Origin of the sequence: Streptomyces sp. MMG1533 (assembly GCF_001279775.1) — a bacterium.
Classification (GTDB): Bacteria; Actinomycetota; Actinomycetes; order Streptomycetales; family Streptomycetaceae; genus Streptomyces.
The window spans coordinates 1-16,779 of the sequence record NZ_LGDG01000283.1 but is presented as its reverse complement, the minus strand read 5'-3'; the positions used below and the strand labels follow the sequence as shown (position 1 = coordinate 16,779).

The window sequence follows — 16,779 nt, the reverse complement described above, 5'->3', positions numbered from 1 at the left end:
CGGGGGTGACGGGAGCCATAGGGTGGTGTTTCATATACGGGATATGGTCCCGGATATGAAACAGCATGTCGTGGAGGGCGGGCCGGACCCCGTCGACACCCGGCTCGGTGCCCGTCTGGCCGAGCTGAGGGCCGAACGCGGCTGGTCGCTGGGGGAGTTGGCGGAGCGCAGCGGGGTGAGCAAGTCGACCCTGTCCCGGGCCGAGCGGGCGGAGATCAGCCCCACCGCCTCGCTCCTGAACCAGCTGTGCAGTGTCTACGGGCGCACCATGTCCCAGCTCCTCAGCGAGGTCGAGGCGGAGCCGGCGCTGCTGGTCAGGGCCGCCGACCAGCAGGTGTGGGAGGACCGTGCCTCCGGGTTCGTCCGACGGTCCGTGTCCCCGCCGCACTCCGGGCTGCGCGGTGAACTCGTCGAGGGGCGGCTCGCCCCGGGCGCCGACATCGCGTACGACCGGCCGCCCGTGCCCGGCCTGGAGCAGCATGTCTGGGTCCTCGAAGGGGCGCTCGGCGTGACGGCACAGGACGTCGATCACCATCTCGACGCCGGGGACTGTCTGCGGCTGCGGGTGTGGGGGCCTACGCGGTTCCGGTGCGCGGGCCCCGAGCAGGTGCGGTACGTGCTGGCGGTGGTGCTGCCGTGATCGTGAACCGACTGGACGGGACTCAAGTGCTCGACCGTGTCGACGCGTTGGCCGACCTGCTGATCGACACCGTGGACGGTGGCGCCTCGGTGGGCTTCCTGGCGCCGCTCGACCGGGCGACGGCCCTCGCCTGGTGGAAGGAACGGGCCGCGGGTGTGGCCGCCGGACAGCTCGCCGTGTGGATCGCCCGGTACGACGGCCGGACGCTCGGCACCGTCAGCCTGGCCTTCCCCGACAAACCCAACAGCCGCCACCGCGCCGAGCTGGTCAAGCTGATGGTGCACCAGGACGCCCGAGGGCGGGGCCTCGGCCGCAGGCTGCTGGCGACCGCCGAGGAGGCGGCCGTCGAGGCGGGCGTCACCCTCCTGCACCTGGACACGGAGACCGACAGCCCCGCCGAGCGCCTCTACACCGCTGCCGGCTGGGCGCGGGCCGGGATGATCCCCGACTACGCGGCGGACCCGGCCGGGGTGCTGCGGCCGACCACGCTCTACTACAAGCACGTGGGCGTGCGCGCAGGAAGCGGGGCCGGGGCTCCCACCAGGTGATTGTCAGTGGGAACCACTACGGTGCCTGTCATGCCGGACGCCGAAGACGTACGCCGAATCGCCCTGTCCCTGCCGGACACGACGGAGAAGATCGCCTGGAGCATGCCCACGTTCCGGGTGGCGGGGAAGATGTTCGCCACGCTGCCCGAGGACGAGACCTCCCTCGCCGTGCGCTGCCCCAAGGAGGAGCGCGACGAACTGGTGCTGGCCGAACCGGAGAAGTTCTGGATCGCCGACCACGAGGCGATGTTCGCCTGGGTGAGGGCCCGCCTCGCCGCGCTGGAGGACGAGGACGAGGTGCGTGACATCCTCGCCGACTCCTGGCGCCAGGCGGCACCGCCCCGACTGCTCGACGCCCACCCCGAGTTGGGCTTGCCGACCGGCGAGTGAAAAAGCCTTCGGGCGTTGTCAGTGCCGCGTGCCATGATCCGAGGCGGACGTGGGAGCCGGGGCGGAGGGGGCTTCGGCTACCACGGACGCTTGGGACATGTGGGGTGCTGGTGGGGCCGGTGGGGCTGGTCGAAGGGTGCGCTGAGGCATGACGGGGGGCGGCAGGGGTGACGGGGCGGCAGGGGTGACGGGGACGGGCACGGCGTCGGACAAGGCTTCGCGGTCGTTCTGGTCGCGGGACTTCGTGCTGTTCTTCACCGCCCGGGCCGTCGCCCGGCTCGGCGACACCATCCTGCCCGTGGCCCTGGCCGCGGGCCTGCTCCAGCACGGGTACGGGGCAGGTGCCGTGGGCCTCGCCATGGCCTCGACGGCCGCCGCCTTCGCCGGGCTCGTCGTCTTCGGCGGGGTCATCGCCGACCGCTTCAGCACCCGCAGACTGATGATCGGCGCCGACCTGGTGCGGCTCGGTACCCAGGCCCTGGCCGCCGCGCTCTTCTACTCCGGACACGTGGTGCTCTGGGAGATCTGTGCGATCGGCTTCGCCAACGGCGTCGCGGGCGCCGTCTTCCAGCCCGGCGTCGCCAGCACCGTCCCCCGGCTCGCCTCCGACGTCCAGGGCGCGAACGGCGCCATACGCATCGCCGAGTCCGTCGCCCAACTGGCCGGCCCCGCCGCCGCGGGCGTGCTGGTCGGGCTCGCCTCGCCCGGCGGCGTCTTCGTGGCCCACGCGGCCACCTACGCGGTGAGTGCCCTGTGCCTCCTGCTGCTGCGCCTGCCGCCGCTCACCCCGGGCAGCCACCCGACAGGACACGGCGGCAGCGCCTTCCGGGCCGATCTCGTCGAAGGCTGGCGGGAGTTCAGATCGCGCACGTGGCTGTGGGCCGTCATCGCCGTCTGGTGCCTCTACATGATCGCCGTGTGGGGCCCGACGGTCCCGCTGGTGGCCACGAAGGTCGTGCAGGAGCACGGCCCGGGCGCCTACGGCCTGATCAACTCAGCCCTGGGCGCCGGGACCGTCGTCGGCGGGTTCCTCGCCCTGCGCCTGCGCCCCCGCCGTATGCTGCGCGCCGGCGCGCTCTCCCTGCTCGGCTTCGTCGGCTTCCCGGCGACGGTCGGGGCCGGGCTCGGTATTCCGGCCATGGCCGTCGGAGCCGCCGTCGCCGGGGCCGGGATGTCGTTCTGGGGCGTCATGTGGGCGACCAGCGTGCAGACGCAGGTCCCGCCCGACGTCCTCAACCGCATCCACGCGTACGACGTGGCCGGCTCCCTCGCGATGATGCCGGTCGGCCAGGCCCTCGCCGGCCCGGCGGCCGGACTCCTCGGCGCCGACCAGGTGCTTCTGGTCGCCGGAGTGATGAGCTTCGTCGTCGCGGGTGCCCTGCTCGCCGTGCCCGCGATACGCGACCTGGTGCGCGTCGACGCACCCGTCGCAGGCTCGGGTCCGGCGGCGGCGCCACGTGCACGCACGGCCGGGGCGGAGAACGGCTGACCGCCTGAGAGCCGGGCCCGCACGCCTCCTCGCCCCGCGTGCGCTCCGCCTGAGAGCCGGGCCCGCACGCCTCCTCGCCCCGCGTGCGCTCCGCCTGAGGAGCCGGACCCGCACGCCTCCCCACCTCACGAGCGCCCTGCCACCACCCCGCCCGCCACGAACCCGCCGATCCGCTCGCGCAGGGACCGTGCCTCGAGGCCGTGCGCGGCGGCGTGTTCCTCGACGCGGCCGTAACGTCGCAGTTCGCGGCGGCCCACGCCGAGGCCCAGCACCCGATGGGGTACGTCGGCGAGGGCGTCGTTCGCCGCCGCGGTGGACGTACCCGCCAGGTACGGCTCGACGAGCACGACGTCGGCCCCGGCCGTCTCCGTGGCCCGACGCAGGGCGGCCGCGTCGAAGGGCCGTACGGTCGTCGCGTACAGCACCGTCACGTCCAGGCCCGCCACGGCGGCCAGCACCGCGTCCAGCACGGGCCCGATGGCGACGACCACGCCCGAGCCGCCCTCGCGGACGGTGCGGAAGCGCTCGCCGTCGACCGGGAGCGCGTCCCGGTTGGCCTGCACGGACAGCCGTACGTACACCTTGTCGTCGCCCGCGGCGACGGCGTGCCGCAGGAGGGTCTCGGCCTCGTCCGGATGCCCCGGCACATGCACGGTCCAGCCGTCGAGGGTGTCGAGCAGGGCCACGTCCCCGGGGGCCATGTGGGTGTACCCTCCCGCGGGCCAGTCGAAGGACGCGGCGGCGCTCACCAGCACAGCGCCCACGTCCTGATGGCCGAGGTCCAGCTTGACCTGCTCGAAGGGCCGCTCGACGAGGAAGCTCGCGAAGGTGTGCACGACGGGCCGCAGCCCGGTCAGCGCCATCCCCGCGGCCGCCCCGACGAGGAGCTGCTCGCGGATGCCGACGTTGACGACCCGGTCGGGGTGGCGGTGCGCCGCCTCGGCGAAGCCGTCCCTGCCGATCTCGGCGAGGAGGACCGCGACCCGCGGATCCTCGTCGAGCAGGCGTGAGACGACGGGGGCGAGACGGTCACGCATGGTGTCCATGGAGGTTCGGGCCTTTCCGGAGGTGTCAGGGCGGCGGACGTTCAGGCGGACTTGGGCTCGACCCGGGCCACGACCACGTGCGGTCGGCCCGGGTGCGGGGCGGTGAAGGCGGCGTACAGCGCGCCGTGGTCACGGCCGTCGACCGTGACGGCGGACCAGCCGGCGGCCTCGAAGCGGGCGGCGATCCCGCCGGGCAGGGCGTGACTGGCGGAGGAGTTGTCGATCACGACGGTGTGCAGCCGCTCCAGCCCGGCCGGCCCGGCGAAGGCGATCGCCTCGTGGTTGCTGCCCTCGTCCAGCTCGGCGTCCCCGACCAGCACCCACACCCGAGGCGCGTCGAGCCCCTGGGCGCGCAGTCCCAGCGCGGTGCCCACGGCGATCGGCAGCCCGTGCCCCAGCGACCCGCTGCCGATCTCGGCCCCCGGCACGAGCACACGGTCGGGATGGTGGCCGAGCGGCGAGTCGTACGAACCGAAGCCCGGCAGCCAGTCCACGGGCACGAAGCCCTTGGCGGCCAGCACGGCGTAGTACGCCATCGGCCCGTGCCCCTTGGACAGCAGGAACCGGTCCCGCCCCGGATCGTCCGGCCGCTCGGGCCCGATCCGCAGCACCCGGTCGTAGAGGACCCACAGCGCGTCCAGCGTGGACGTCGCCGCCGGTCCGTGCTTCTCGTCGCCCGTCATCAGCCCCATGAGCCGGGGCAGGTCGCCGTACCCGTACGTACGACCGCGTTCCTCGGTCAGCGTCATGCGGACGATCTTGCAACCTCAAGCATGCTTGAGGTCAAGGGCCGTCCCCGGATAAACGGGTGCGCGACCACGGACCCGAGTGCGGTATTGTTTCCATGCATGTTGGGCCGGGGGAAACTCCAGGTCAGACGGCACCGGGACGTGGCGCAGCTTGGTAGCGCACTTGACTGGGGGTCAAGGGGTCGCAGGTTCAAATCCTGTCGTCCCGACGGTGTTTTCAGCGGGTCTGCCGACAGTGGCAGACCCGCTGAATGCGTTTGTGCCCCGTCCGGCGAAGTGCAGGGACAGGTCGCACGTGACGTCCGGAACCCCACGCCCGTCCCGCAGGAATCGCACCTGTGTGCGGCCTGTCCTCGGCTGAGAAAACGCCTGGATTCCCCGGCCGTCGTCGCGGGACACTGCGATTCCTGGCCTCCCCGTACTCGCACGTCGGTGTCGACGGCGATGCGAGCTGCGCGGGGGCTCCTTCGTCGCGCCCCGCGCGTGGCGGGTCGGCGCACGACAACACGGGGTGGGGATGGGATCGCCTGAATCGCGCGAGGTTCCGCCGCGCAGGGGCTCCGTGCTCCTCGCACTTCGTTACTACGGACGGGAGCTGGCCCGGCTCCGGTGGCTGACGGTGCCGGCGATGCTGCTGTCGGCGCTGGGCAACATCGGCATCAACTACATCGCACCGCTGGTCGTCGCGAAGCTCGTCGGACACATCGCCGGCGACACCGGTGTCACCATCGGCTCGACGCTGCCCTACGTCCTCGGCTTCGCCGGCGTCCTGCTGCTCGCGGAGGCGCTGTGGCGTGTCGGCATCCACTGCCTGAACCGCCTCGACGCCCTCGGTATCGAGCATCTGTACGTGATCGGCATGGACGAGCTGTTCGCCAAGGACGCCGCGTTCTTCCACGACAACTTCGCCGGGTCGCTGACCAAGCGGGTCCTGAGCTTCGCCTCCCGATTCGAGCAGTTCGTCGACACGTTGACGTTCTCGGTCGTGGGCAGCTTCGTACCGCTGGTGTTCGGGTCGGTGGTGCTGTGGCGCTACGAACCGCTGCTCGTGGTGGGGCTCCTGACGATGATCGCACTGACGGCGCTGTGTGTGACGCCCCTGATCCGTCGCCGCCAGGCACTCGTCGACCAGCGCGAGGCGGCGATCGCCCGGGTGTCGGGTCATGTCGCCGACAGTCTGATGAACATGGACACGGTCCGGGCCTTCGCCGCGGAGGAACGCGAGGCCGCCGAGCACCGGTCCCGCGTCGCGGAGTCGCGGCGGCTCTCGCTGAGGTCGTGGGACTACGGCAACCTGCGCATCGACACTCTGATCGCGCCGATGTCCGTCCTCACCAACGCGCTGGGCCTGCTGCTCGCGGTCGCGCTCGGCGGGGGCAGGCTCGGTGTGGAGGCGGTCGTGGTCGCCTTCACGTACTACACCAACGCGACGCGGATCATGTTCGAGTTCAACCAGATCTACCGCCGCCTGGAGAGCTCCATGACGGAGGCCGCGCAGTTCACCGAACTGCTGCTGACACGGCCGACCGTCCTCGACCCGGTGTCGCCGGAGCCGCTGCCGGCGGGGGCTGCCGACGTCCGTTTCGAGCAGGTGACCTTCGCCCACGCGGGCGCGGAAACGCTCTTCGACGGCCTCGACCTGGCTGTGCCCAGCGGGGCGAGGATCGGTCTCGTCGGCCGGTCCGGCGGGGGCAAGACCACGCTCAGCCGGCTGCTGCTGCGGATGACGGACATCGACGCCGGCCGGATCCTGATCGGGGGCCGGGACATCAGCAGGATGCGCCAGGCCGACCTGCGCGGCCTGATCGCCTACGTGCCGCAGGATCCGGCGATGTTCCACCGCACGCTGCGGGACAACATCGCGTTCGCCCGGCCGGACGCCACCGAGGCCGAGATCCGTCGCGCGGCCGAGGCGGCACACGTCACGGAGTTCGCCGACGCGCTGCCGGACGGCTTCGACACCATGGTGGGCGAGCGCGGTGTCAAGCTGTCCGGCGGCCAGCGGCAGCGGGTCGCTCTCGCCAGGGCGATCCTGCGCGACGCGCCGATCCTGCTGCTCGACGAGGCGACCAGCGCCCTGGACTCCGAGAGCGAGATCCTCGTCCAGGAGGCGCTGTGGCGGCTCATGGAGAGGCGGACGGCACTCGTGGTGGCGCACCGGCTGAGCACGGTCGCCACCATGGACCGACTCGTCGTCCTCGACCGCGGACGGATCATCGAGCAGGGCACGCACCAGGAGCTGCTGGCTTCGGACGGCGCCTACGCGAAACTCTGGCAGCACCAGTCGGGCGGCTTCCTCGACGACAGTTCCGTCGACGACAGCCCCGCGCGGGTCGACCTGCACTGAACGCGAGCCCGGCAGGTGCGGTTCCGCGCCTGCCGACAACCTCGCCCCGCACTTCAGAGCGTGTGCGCGCCCGAGCGGCAGATCGAGGCCGTGGAAGATGCCCGCGGCGAGATCGGTGCCGTACTCGCGGGCCTCCGCGACCGGAGCGGACGGGCCCCGCGCGGCCGGGCTGCTCCAACTTCCTCAGTGGCATCAGCTCGCTGCCGCTCGCGCTGAAGGGCACGTAGGACCGTGTGGCTCAGGACGCCGGCCGGCCCACCTTCGTCGCCGTGTCGCGGTCGACGGCCGCGGCCAGTTGGGGCACCGGGCGGTCGAGCAGGTACGGCAGGCTCGGCACCGTCACGAAGGAGACGGAGTTGCCGTGGTCGCCGCTCGCCTTCGTGGACGAAGACGCCCTCGTACGGTGCGGCTGTCACGGCACCGGGCTCGGCGAACGCCGGGTGCTGCTCCGCCGCCGCACAGCGAGCCACCGACAGCAGGAACGCGCACCCCGCGTCACCGTGCGGTCTCCCAAGGCCAACTTCCTTGGGCCGGGCATGCCTTGATCGTAGTGTGCGTGACACGGGAGGCATCCATACTTTGCGGCGTGTGACGCGTGGGAAGGTGCGTGTTCCGCGCGCCGCTCCGGCACCATCGAGACGTTCACCGCACACCGCGACCCCCGGAGTACGCCATGCCCCGTTCCGAAGCCCGCGTCGCCACCGACCGACCGCACCGCTACGCCAAGCAACTCGCCTCCCACCTCGGCCGCCGCAGCGAGACCAGCTGGGACGAGGAGACCGGCGAGGGCCGACTGCTCTTCCAGAACGGCACCGGCTCACTCACCGCCGTCGACGGGGCCCTCTTGCTCTCCGTGGAGTCGGAGGCCGAACACCTCGACCTCCTCGAAGACGTCGTCGGCCGTCACCTGGTCCGCTTCGGCACCAAGGACGAGCTGGTCGTCGAGTGGCGACGCGACACGGGCGAGCCCGGCACGAGCCAGCGCAAGGCCGAAGACGCGGAGTGACGCGGGGGACCCCGGCGACCCCGGAGACCCCGGTCTCCTTGGTCAGTCCGCGCCCCGCACGATCCGGCACCGGCGCAGTCCGGCTGCCGGTTCCCCGGTGACGAGTTCCTCCGCGACCAGTTGTCCGACGGTGGGTGCCAGGGTCAAGGCCGAGTGCAGGACGGCCACGTACACCGACCGGTCCGGCGTGACACGGCCCAGCAGGGGCCCCGTTCGCCGGCATCAGCCGCCCGCTGACTCGGCAGTCCAGCCCCCGGCAGTCGTCGGCGCCCCGGAACGCCGCGAGCAGGTCCCGCGCGCCGCCCGGCCAGTCCCCGCCGTGGGCCCCGACCCGTGCGAAGGATCCGCCGGTCACGCCCGTGGCGGGGGCGGGCCCCCGGTCGAGAGGGGTGACGGCGGCCCCGCGGCCGGCCAGGTGGTACGCGATCGACGAACCCACGGTCCCCGCACCGGCGACCACGACCGACCCAGGCGTCGGACCGCTCAGACCGAGCAGCCCACGTGCGCCAGCGCCTGCTTGAGCAGCACCCCGTGCCCGCCCGGCATCTCGCTCTGCACCGCGGGCGACAGGGCGTCCTGCGGGCTGAACCAGACCAGGTCGAGGGCGTCCTGGCGGGGGCGGCAGTCGCCGGTCACCGGGACGACGTAGGCGAGCGAGACCGCGTGCTGGCGGGGGTCGTGGTACGGCGTGACGCCGTGCGTGGGGAAGTACTCCGCCACGGTGAAAGGCTGCAGGGAGGAGGGGATCCGGGGCAGCGCCATCGGGCCGAGGTCCTTCTCCAGATGGCGCAGCAGGGCGTCGCGGACCCGTTCGTGGTGCAGGACGCGGCCGGAGACCAGGGTCCGGCTGACCGTTCCGTCGGACCCGATGCGCAGCAGCAGGCCGACACTGGTGACTTCGCCGCTGTCGTCGACGCGCACGGGCACGGCCTCGACGTACAGGATCGGCATGCGGGCGCGCGCCATCTCGAGCTCGTCGGAACTCAGCCAGCCGGGCGTGGTATCGGTCATGTCAGACATTGCTTGATCATACTTTCCGGGAATGGCCAACGCTCAGTCGCGGTCTGGGCCGGGCAGGTGGGGATCGGGGAGGCGGTGATCGGTGTCGGTCGGGGGGATTCCGTAGAGGCGGCGGGCATTGTCGCCGCCGGCCCATGCCGCGATGCGCAGCGCGTCCGGCAGGCTCAGCTCGTCGGCGTCCACCCGCTCCTGGAGCAGGCCGGCCAGGGCCTGCCGGAAGGTCAGCGCGCCGAGGTGGTAGAACTCGGCCACACCGTACGCGTCGGAGCTGTACAGCAGTTTGCGGAACGGCGTGATCTCCGTCGCCTCCGCCAGGACCGCCCCGGCCCGGGCGGGACCGACATGGTGCAGGGTGAGTCCCACATCGAGGTACACCTGTTCGAATACTGCCGCCAGGTAGGCCGCCTGGCGCTGGTAGGGCCAGCAGTGCAGCAGGAGCACCGGGATCGTGCCGGCGGTCAGGTGCAGCCAGTCCGTCAGGTGGGCGGGGTCCACCCGGTGCAGACGGATGTCCGAGTCGCCGAAGCCGGTGTGCAGCTGCAGGGGCAGCCCCAGGTCCACGGCGGTCCACAACAGCTGCCGTACGAGAACCGGATCGGCCAGTCGGCCGCCGCCGGCGAGCCAGCGCCGGGCCGCCTCGGTGACGTTCGCGTCCGAGGGCCTCGCCGGGTCCAGGTCGAAGCCGGTGCGATAGGCGGCGACCGACTTCACCGCCACCACACCCCGCCGCGACACGGCCTCCAGCGCGGCCGCACGGAACGTTTCCGCGTACTCGTCCGGCTCCACGCCGTGCGCCGCCACTGCTTCGGCGACGGCCTCCAGCCGCACGACCTCGTACGCCCTGCCCCCCGCGGCCTCGGCCAGCTCCCGCGGCGCGGTGAGGCGGTCCGGGGTGAACCCGGTGTCGACGCAGAACACCTCGGTGCCCGCGGCGGCGAGGAACCGGCGGTTCACCTCACGCGCGCCGAGCTCGGTCCGCCGCGCCAGGTACTCCTCGGCCGGCGCGTGGCGCGGCAGGTCCAGGAGGGGAGCGCAGTGGCGGCGGACGGCCACGCCGACCGGGCTGTCGAACGGCGAGATCCCGGGCCACGCCTCGCCCTCGGTGAGCAGCGACTCGAAGCCGGGCCGGTCGAGGTCGGCGGTGACGACCCCGTGGCAGTGGTGGTCCACCAGCCGCAGAGCGGCGAGCGTCTCGTGCACGGGCCCCGCGCCCATGTCAGTACTTCCAGCGGTACGCCGCCGCCACGCCCTCGTCGTCCAGCCCGGCGGCGGCCGCGACCTCCCCGAGGCGTACGGCGACCACCGCGTCGGCGAGGACGGGGCCCAGCGCGGTCCGCAGCAACTCGTCGGCCCGGAACGCCTCGACGGCCTCGGACAGCGAGGTCGGCAGCCGGCGTACGCCCAGGGCCGCCGCCTTCTCGGCGCCGAGCCGGGCCGGATCCCCGGTGATCTCCTCGGGCAGCGGCGCGGACGAGGTCAGACCGTCCAGACCGGCGGCGATCAGGGAGGCGAGCGCGAGATACGGGTTGGCGGCCAGGTCTACCGGCTTCACCTCCAGGTTCGCGGCCCGGTCGCGGACGCCCGCCGTCCCGGTGATCACCCGTACCGCCGCCTCGCGCGTCTCCCGGCCCCAGGCGGTGAACACCCCGGCCCACTGGGACGGTTTGAGCCGCAGATAGCTCGCCGGGCTCGGCGCGGTCACGGCGGTGAGAGCGGGGAGATGGGCCAGTACTCCGGCCGCGAAGGACTCGGCCTCGGCCGTCATGCCGTATCTGCCGCCGCCCCCGGAATGCAGGTTCACGCCGTCGTGCCAGGCGGAGAGGTGGAGGTGGCCGCCGTTGCCGACGCCCTCGGCGAAGACCGCCGGGGCGAAGGAGACGACGAGGCCGTGGCGCCCCGCCACCGCGCGGATCGTCTGCCGGACCAGCACGCTGCGGTCGGCCGCCGCCACCGGGTCGAGCGCGCCCACCGAGACCTCGAACTGCCCGGCCGCGTACTCCGGATGGAGCTGCTCGACCTCGACTCCCTGTGCCGCGAACGCCGCCAGCAGGTCTGCCGTGTAGTCGCTGAGCTCCACCTGCCGGGTGGCGCTGTACGCCGGTCCCGTCGTCGCGGGCACGAAGTCCCCGTCGGCCGACGGCCCTTGACCGACGGCCCACTCCACCTCGATGCCGGCCTTGAAGGCGATACCGTGCAGCTCGGCGGCCTCCCGGACGATGCGGCGCAGGACAGTGCGCCCGCACGCCGGATGCGGCTCGCCCTCCTGCGTGATCCGGTCGACCGGCGCCCACGCCCAGCCGGGCTGCCCGACCAGCGCCACCAGTTGGTCCAGGTCGGGATACAGCCGTAGATCGCCGTCCGGTGAGCCGAGCACGTCGGTGGCGACGATCGAGTCGTCGGCGAGGAAGGTGTCGAAGACCGGCGACATGCCGACGCCCCAGGTCACCGCCGCCGTGAGCCGCGTCGTCGGGACGGTCTTGACCCGGGTGACGCCCGCGGTGTCGACGTAGGAGAGGACGATGCCGTGCACGCCCCGCTCGGCCAGCTCGTCGGCGAGCGCGGCGGCGCGTTCGGCCTCTCCGGGACGCCCGCCGGGGACGGGGTCGGCAAGGGTGGTCATACGTCCTCCTTGACGGGCTCGGCCGGATCGGCGCCTGCGTCAGGGTTTCACAGCCACCCCGCCGAACTGCGGTACCACGAGGGGGGAGTCGGGCTCGGCACGCCACTGCGAACACGACACCAGCCCCGGCTCCAGCAGCTCGAGACCCTCGAAGAAGGCGGCGATGTCCGCACGGCTGCGGGCGCAGATCGGCGGTGTGGCGTTCTCGTTCCAGAACTTCATGGCCGGGATCTGGCCCTCGCCGCCGAGGTCGGCGTCGAAGGTGGGGTGGGTCAGGGCGAGGTAACTGCCGGAGGGCATCGCGGCCATGACGCGGCGCGCGATGTCCCGCGCCTCCTCGGCGTCGAGGACGAAGTTGAGGATGCCCAGCATCATCACCGCGACCGGCTTGCCGAAGTCGAGGGTCTGCGCGGCCCGTTCGAGGATGGTGTCCGGGTCGCGCACATCGGCGTCGATGTAGTCGGTGACACCCCCGGAGGTGCTGGTGAGCAGGGTGCGGGCGTGCACCAGCACGATGGGGTCGTTGTCCACGTACACGATCCGCGACTCGGGTGCGATCCGCTGGGCGATCTCGTGGGTGTTCTCCACCGTCGGCAGTCCGGTGCCGATGTCCAGGAACTGGCGGACTCCCTGCTCGGCGGCGAGGAACCGGACCGCCCGGCCCAGGAACCAGCGGTCGGCGCGGGCGATCTCCCGGATGATCGGGAACATCTTGGCGACGTGCTCGCCGACCTGCTGGTCGACCTCGTAGTTGTCCTTGCCGCCGATCCAGTAGTTCCACACACGCGCGTTGTGCGCCACACCGGTGTTGAGCCTGGACGACCCGCCTGACGTGGTGTGGCTCTCGCTCACGTGACCGCTCCTTCTCGCGCCTGTGTCCTTCGTCGCCATTGTGCCGCCCGATGATCAGCTTGTCCCGGAAACGGCCGAGCGGAACGGCGGTGGGGAAGGGCAGTTCGGAAGGGCGTTTCGGAAGGGCGTTTCTCAAGGCCGGGAGGAACCGGGTCAGTCGATCTCGCCGGGGTCCGCGGCCGGGGTCCGGCCTGCCTGTACGTCCTTCAGTCGCTGGGTGCCCTGCTCGACCGCCCGCTCCACCGAGTCGTCCTCGCCCCCGCCGAGACCGCCGGCCGTGACGGTGATCGCGTCGGTGCCGACCCGTACGGCGGCGACGTCCAGGGTGAGCGTGGCGGGCGCGGAGGCGGCCGTGCCCTGCACGGTCACGTGCAGCCCCTGCCGGGCGTCGCCGACCTTCGGCACGGAGGTCTCGGTCACCTGGACGGTGCGTCTGCCGCCCTGGTCGTCGGTCGCCGTGAACTGGTCGCACTCGGTCGGCAGGGTCTTCAGCCAGGCCAGGGAGTCGTCGAGGGCGGCCTTGTCGTAGGCGGCGACCTGGTGGAGGAGACGGGAGTCGCCCTCCTCGAAGCCTCTGAGCGCGGACGCTCCGGAGGGCTTGCCCAGCAGGTCGTCGCCGTAGAGGGCGTCGAGCAGTTTCTGGCAGTCGGCGGCGTCGGCCGCGTCGACCTCGGCGGTCAGGAAGTCCGCGACGTCGACCTTGCCGATGAGGAGGCTGTCGCGCCAGGAGGCGGCGTTTGCGACCTGCGCCCAGTCGTCCTCCAGGTCGGCCTCGGTGACCAGCGCGGCCCGGGCCCCGGCCGCGGTGAGCCGTCCGGATGCCGATGCCGTCGGCGACTTCGCGGCCAACGGCGAGGCGGCGACCTCCGCGGCTGCCGAACCGCCGTCGCCTCCGTCGTCGTCCGAGCAGGCCGCGGTGGCCAGCAGCGCGCCCGCCGCCAGGGCCGAGGCGAGGAACCGGACAGGACGGGACGGACGAGCGGTCATCGCGGATGCCTTCCTGAGGACGTGGTACGTGCCCTCAGCGCACCATCGGCCCTCTCGGCCCACCAGCGCACGGGCCTGTTCGGGTGAGTGCCACGACGCCAGGCCCGGCGACTCGAACGCCCCGCCCGGCATGCCCGCCGGAGCCCTCGCGACGACACTGTCCGCATACGGCCCCCGGACCACCCAAGGAGCAGGCATGCTGCCCGGATTCGTCGCCAAGGCGGTCGAGGCGCTGTTCGGCCGGGAGAGCCGCCCGCTCCATCTGAAGGCGGCCGGCGGGGCGACGCTCGTCCTCGTGCTGGTGATGCTCACCGGATCGTGGGCCGTGGTCGCCGCCGAGGACGGGGCGAGAGGCGCGAACCTGACGACGTACCCGAGGGCGCTGTGGTGGTCGATCGAGACGGCGACCACCGTGGGGTACGGCGACTTCTACCCGGTCACCCTGGGGGGCCGGATCGTCGGCTCGGTGGTGATGGTCGTCGGCATCACCACGTACGGCATGGTCACCGCGGCCCTGGCCACCTGGTTCGTCGGCCGGGAACAGCGGCGCCGCCGTCATCTCGGCCACGACGCCCACGAGTTGTGCGAGGAGACCGCCCGGGCTCTGCACGAGCGCTTCGACCGGCTGGAGCGGCTGGTGGCCGGGAAGGGGGAGCAGGGCTGAACGCGGGGGCCTCCCGGGACGGGCGCCGGGCTGCCGGACAGGGCGTTCCTCATTACCGGCGAGTACCCCGCCGTGTGACGTCGGTGATTTCTGAGGTACGGTCTCCCAGATCCACGGCCACTCACAGGCTGCAGGTCGCTACGGGCAGTGTCGAAGGGGGCGGCAGAATCATGGAGTTCCACCTGGTCGACGAAGGGGAGCCGACGCCGGGCGGCGTGCGGCTGGAAGCCCTGGACCCGCAGCCCCTGCTGACCCGGGACTACGAGACGCGTCCCGGGCTCGTCTACGAACGGCTGCGACAGCGCCATGGGCCGGTCGCGCCGGTCGACCTGCTGGGTGTGCCCGCCTGGCTCGTGCTGGGCTACCGAGAGTCGCTCGAGGTGCTGCAGGACGACGCCGGCTGGCCGAAGGGCCTGGAGAACTGGCGGGCCCGGTCGGAGGGCCGGGTGCCCGCCGACTGGCCGCTCGGCCCCTCCCTCGAGGTCAACCACGTGCTGATCCAGGGCGGTCCGGGCTACCCCGCGCTGCGCACCGCCTGGGACGCCGCACTCCGGCCGTTCCAGGACCCGCGGAATCCGCAGGCCAAGCGGCTGAAGTCGGCCGTCACGCGCTACGCCGACGAGCTGATCACCCTGCTCGGGCAGGGCGGCGGCACGGGCCTGGCCGACCTGTCGGCGCAGTTCTCCCGCCCGCTCCCGCTGATGGCGGCGAGCCATCTGCTCGGCTTTCCCGGCTCGCAGGGCGACGACGCCCTGATGGACATGTGGCGGGTGCTGGACGCGGGCCCGGACGCGGAACCCGCCCTGGAGCGGCTCCTGAAGACGCTCACGGAACTCGCCGCCGCCAAGCTCGAGCAACCGGGAGACGACTTCCCCTCCCACCTGCTGGCCGCCCACCCGGACCTCTCGGTCGACGAGCTGGCCCGGGAGCTGTTCATGCTGCTCGGCATGACCTCCGACCACGTCGGCATCCTCATCTCCAACACCGTGGTCGAGGTGATCTCCGGAGATCGCGAGGGCGGAGTGCGCAGCACCCTGTCCGCCGGGATGGTCCGGGAGACCATGAACCGGGTGGTCATGCGCAAGCCGCCGCTGGTCAACTTCGTGCCGCGGTTCGCGGCCGAGGACACCCGGCTCGGGAACTACACCATCCACGCAGGCGACCCCGTATGGGTCTCCTCGGCCGCCGCGCACGCCGACCCCCTCTTCGCCGGGCAGATGACGCCGGGCTCCTCCACCATCAGCAGCCGGGCGCACCTGTCATGGGGCGCGGGGCGTCGCCAGTGCCCCGCCCGCGAGCTGGCGTCGACGATCGCGTCGGCGGGAGTGAGCCGCCTCTTCGAACGGTTCGGGCACCTGGAGCTCGCCCTCCCGGTCGACCAACTGCCCTGGCGCTCCTCGCCGTTCATGCGCGGACTGCGCTCGCTGCCCGTGCGCTACGAGCTCGCCGCGTCGGCGGCACGGTATGTGCCGGCACCCCAGGAGGCGGAGACTCCCGCGGCGGACGTACCGGACCAGGCCGCCAAGCGCCGGTCGTCGCTGTGGCGCTACCTGACGGGGCTCATCCGCTCGGACGGCTGAGCCCCGGTCAGGACCCGGTCTGAACCTTCCCATTCTGCCACGCCCAGGCCGCGATCTCCACCCGGTTCCGCGCCGCCAGCTTGAGCTGGACGCTGGACAGGTGCGTCTTGACCGTGGAGAGGGACACGTACAACTCGGTGGCGATCTCGGCGTTGGTGCGGCCGAGGGCGACCAGGCGGACCACGTCGAGTTCGCGGTCGGTGAGGGGTTCGGCCGGGGACGCCGGGCGGGTCGGGGCGCTCGGCGGCGGGGTCTCGGTGACGTGCCTGAGAAGGCGGACGGTGACCGAGGGGGAGACCAGGGAGTCGCCGGCCGCGGCCGCGCGGACCGCCTCCGCCAGGAGGGTCGGCCCCGAGTCCTTGAGCAGGAACCCGCACGCGCCGCCGCGCAGCGCCCCGTACACGTACTCGTCCAGGTCGAAGGTGGTCACCACGACCACCCGCATCGGGTCAGCGACGTCCGGCCCCGCCAGCATCCGGGTGGCCTCCAGCCCGTCCAGCTTCGGCATCCGGATGTCCAGCAGGCACACGTCGGGCCGCACCTTGCGGGCCAGCGCGACGGCCTCCTCGCCGTCGGCGGCCACGGCGACCACGGTGATGTCGGGCTGCGCGTCCAGGAAGAAGCGGAAGCCGGTACGGACCATCTCCTGGTCGTCGGCGATGAGGACACGGATGGGGGCGCCGGGCGGGGTGGGGCTCGTCATGGCTCGCATCATGCCTCAGGGGGGTGGGTGGGAGGGCCCCCGGCGGGGGCGGGCGGAGCTGCCCCGGACCCCCCAGCCCGGGGCGGGGCCGGGGCCGGCCCGCACCCCCCGGGGGGGCGGGCGTTTGCCGGGATGGGG

General features: G+C 72.6%; 18 protein-coding genes, 1 tRNA gene and 1 pseudogene. 10 read left to right on the top strand and 10 right to left on the bottom strand.

Annotation, left to right across the window (positions count from 1 at the left end; all coding sequences use genetic code 11):
- Positions 1-55: 55 nt before the first annotated feature.
- The 4 genes from ADK57_RS44235 (at position 56) to ADK57_RS44220 (ending at position 3,067) form a co-directional block, all read left to right on the top strand.
- Complete coding sequence (locus ADK57_RS44235) at positions 56-640, top strand: helix-turn-helix domain-containing protein (RefSeq protein WP_053755433.1); 585 nt, start codon at positions 56-58, stop codon at positions 638-640.
- The gene (locus tag ADK57_RS44230; protein WP_053755432.1) at positions 637-1,188 is read left to right on the top strand and encodes a GNAT family N-acetyltransferase; all 552 of its coding nucleotides are present in this window, start codon (positions 637-639) and stop codon (positions 1,186-1,188) included. Before ADK57_RS44235 ends, ADK57_RS44230 begins: the two co-directional genes overlap by 4 nt.
- A 30-nt stretch (positions 1,189-1,218) precedes the next feature.
- Complete coding sequence (locus ADK57_RS44225) at positions 1,219-1,578, top strand: MmcQ/YjbR family DNA-binding protein (protein ID WP_053755431.1); 360 nt, start codon at positions 1,219-1,221, stop codon at positions 1,576-1,578.
- A gap of 148 nt (positions 1,579-1,726) precedes the next feature.
- A complete protein-coding gene (locus ADK57_RS44220) occupies positions 1,727-3,067 on the top strand; it encodes an MFS transporter (RefSeq protein ID WP_078973675.1) in 1,341 nt (446 codons plus the stop codon).
- A 125-nt stretch (positions 3,068-3,192) separates the two neighbouring features.
- Here the strand turns inward: ADK57_RS44220 and ADK57_RS44215 are convergent, their stop codons facing one another.
- Together ADK57_RS44215 and ADK57_RS44210 are read right to left on the bottom strand one after the other, a co-directional pair.
- Positions 3,193-4,113 (bottom strand): transketolase family protein, encoded by a 921-nt coding sequence (locus ADK57_RS44215; protein ID WP_053755429.1) that lies wholly within the window; start codon positions 4,111-4,113, stop codon positions 3,193-3,195.
- A 41-nt stretch (positions 4,114-4,154) separates the two neighbouring features.
- On the bottom strand, positions 4,155-4,862 hold the full coding sequence (locus tag ADK57_RS44210) for a hypothetical protein (RefSeq protein WP_053755428.1): 708 nt from the start codon (positions 4,860-4,862) through the stop codon (positions 4,155-4,157).
- A gap of 135 nt (positions 4,863-4,997) precedes the next feature.
- Between ADK57_RS44210 and ADK57_RS44205 the strand changes: the two genes are divergently transcribed.
- The 4 genes from ADK57_RS44205 (at position 4,998) to ADK57_RS44190 (ending at position 8,215) form a co-directional block, all read left to right on the top strand.
- Positions 4,998-5,071: transfer RNA gene (locus ADK57_RS44205), tRNA-Pro, on the top strand.
- A 308-nt stretch (positions 5,072-5,379) separates the two neighbouring features.
- A complete protein-coding gene (locus ADK57_RS44200) occupies positions 5,380-7,209 on the top strand; it encodes an ABC transporter ATP-binding protein (RefSeq protein ID WP_078973674.1) in 1,830 nt (609 codons plus the stop codon).
- 233 nt (positions 7,210-7,442) lie between these two features.
- The gene (locus ADK57_RS52335; protein WP_053755426.1) at positions 7,443-7,754 is read left to right on the top strand and encodes a hypothetical protein; all 312 of its coding nucleotides are present in this window, start codon (positions 7,443-7,445) and stop codon (positions 7,752-7,754) included.
- Positions 7,755-7,882: 128 nt separating this feature from the next.
- Positions 7,883-8,215: a DUF2218 domain-containing protein gene (locus ADK57_RS44190; protein WP_053755425.1), complete on the top strand. Its 333-nt coding sequence runs from the start codon at positions 7,883-7,885 to the stop codon at positions 8,213-8,215.
- 42 nt (positions 8,216-8,257) lie between these two features.
- Here the strand turns inward: ADK57_RS44190 and ADK57_RS52150 are convergent, their stop codons facing one another.
- The 7 genes and pseudogenes from ADK57_RS52150 to ADK57_RS44165 all read right to left on the bottom strand — a co-directional run bounded on the left by ADK57_RS52150 (position 8,258) and on the right by ADK57_RS44165 (position 13,694).
- Complete coding sequence (locus ADK57_RS52150; protein WP_267890806.1) at positions 8,258-8,389, bottom strand: hypothetical protein; 132 nt, start codon at positions 8,387-8,389, stop codon at positions 8,258-8,260.
- A gap of 154 nt (positions 8,390-8,543) precedes the next feature.
- Positions 8,544-8,675 (bottom strand): annotated as a pseudogene (locus ADK57_RS52720) (FAD-dependent oxidoreductase); the annotation flags it as partial.
- Positions 8,676-8,698: 23 nt separating this feature from the next.
- Positions 8,699-9,226: an NUDIX hydrolase family protein gene (locus tag ADK57_RS44185; RefSeq protein ID WP_053755424.1), complete on the bottom strand. Its 528-nt coding sequence runs from the start codon at positions 9,224-9,226 to the stop codon at positions 8,699-8,701.
- Between the two features lie 42 nt (positions 9,227-9,268).
- Positions 9,269-10,450 carry an amidohydrolase family protein gene (locus ADK57_RS44180; RefSeq protein ID WP_053755423.1) on the bottom strand — a complete coding sequence of 394 codons (1,182 nt, stop codon included), beginning with the start codon at positions 10,448-10,450 and terminating at the stop codon, positions 9,269-9,271.
- A gap of 1 nt (position 10,451) precedes the next feature.
- A complete protein-coding gene (locus ADK57_RS44175; RefSeq protein WP_053755422.1) occupies positions 10,452-11,855 on the bottom strand; it encodes a glutamine synthetase family protein in 1,404 nt (467 codons plus the stop codon).
- Between the two features lie 39 nt (positions 11,856-11,894).
- The gene (locus ADK57_RS44170) at positions 11,895-12,707 is read right to left on the bottom strand and encodes an SAM-dependent methyltransferase (RefSeq protein WP_053755421.1); all 813 of its coding nucleotides are present in this window, start codon (positions 12,705-12,707) and stop codon (positions 11,895-11,897) included.
- Positions 12,708-12,860: 153 nt separating this feature from the next.
- Positions 12,861-13,694 (bottom strand): hypothetical protein, encoded by an 834-nt coding sequence (locus ADK57_RS44165; RefSeq protein ID WP_053755420.1) that lies wholly within the window; start codon positions 13,692-13,694, stop codon positions 12,861-12,863.
- A 196-nt stretch (positions 13,695-13,890) separates the two neighbouring features.
- Here ADK57_RS44165 and ADK57_RS44160 point away from each other — a divergent pair, with 196 nt between their 5' ends.
- Positions 13,891-14,358, top strand: coding sequence for a potassium channel family protein (locus ADK57_RS44160; protein WP_053755419.1), 468 nt, complete (start codon positions 13,891-13,893; stop codon positions 14,356-14,358).
- Between the two features lie 170 nt (positions 14,359-14,528).
- Complete coding sequence (locus ADK57_RS44155; RefSeq protein WP_053755418.1) at positions 14,529-15,938, top strand: cytochrome P450; 1,410 nt, start codon at positions 14,529-14,531, stop codon at positions 15,936-15,938.
- A 7-nt stretch (positions 15,939-15,945) separates the two neighbouring features.
- Here the strand turns inward: ADK57_RS44155 and ADK57_RS44150 are convergent, their stop codons facing one another.
- Positions 15,946-16,641, bottom strand: coding sequence for a response regulator (locus tag ADK57_RS44150; protein WP_053755417.1), 696 nt, complete (start codon positions 16,639-16,641; stop codon positions 15,946-15,948).
- Between the last annotated feature and the right edge of the window lie 138 nt (positions 16,642-16,779).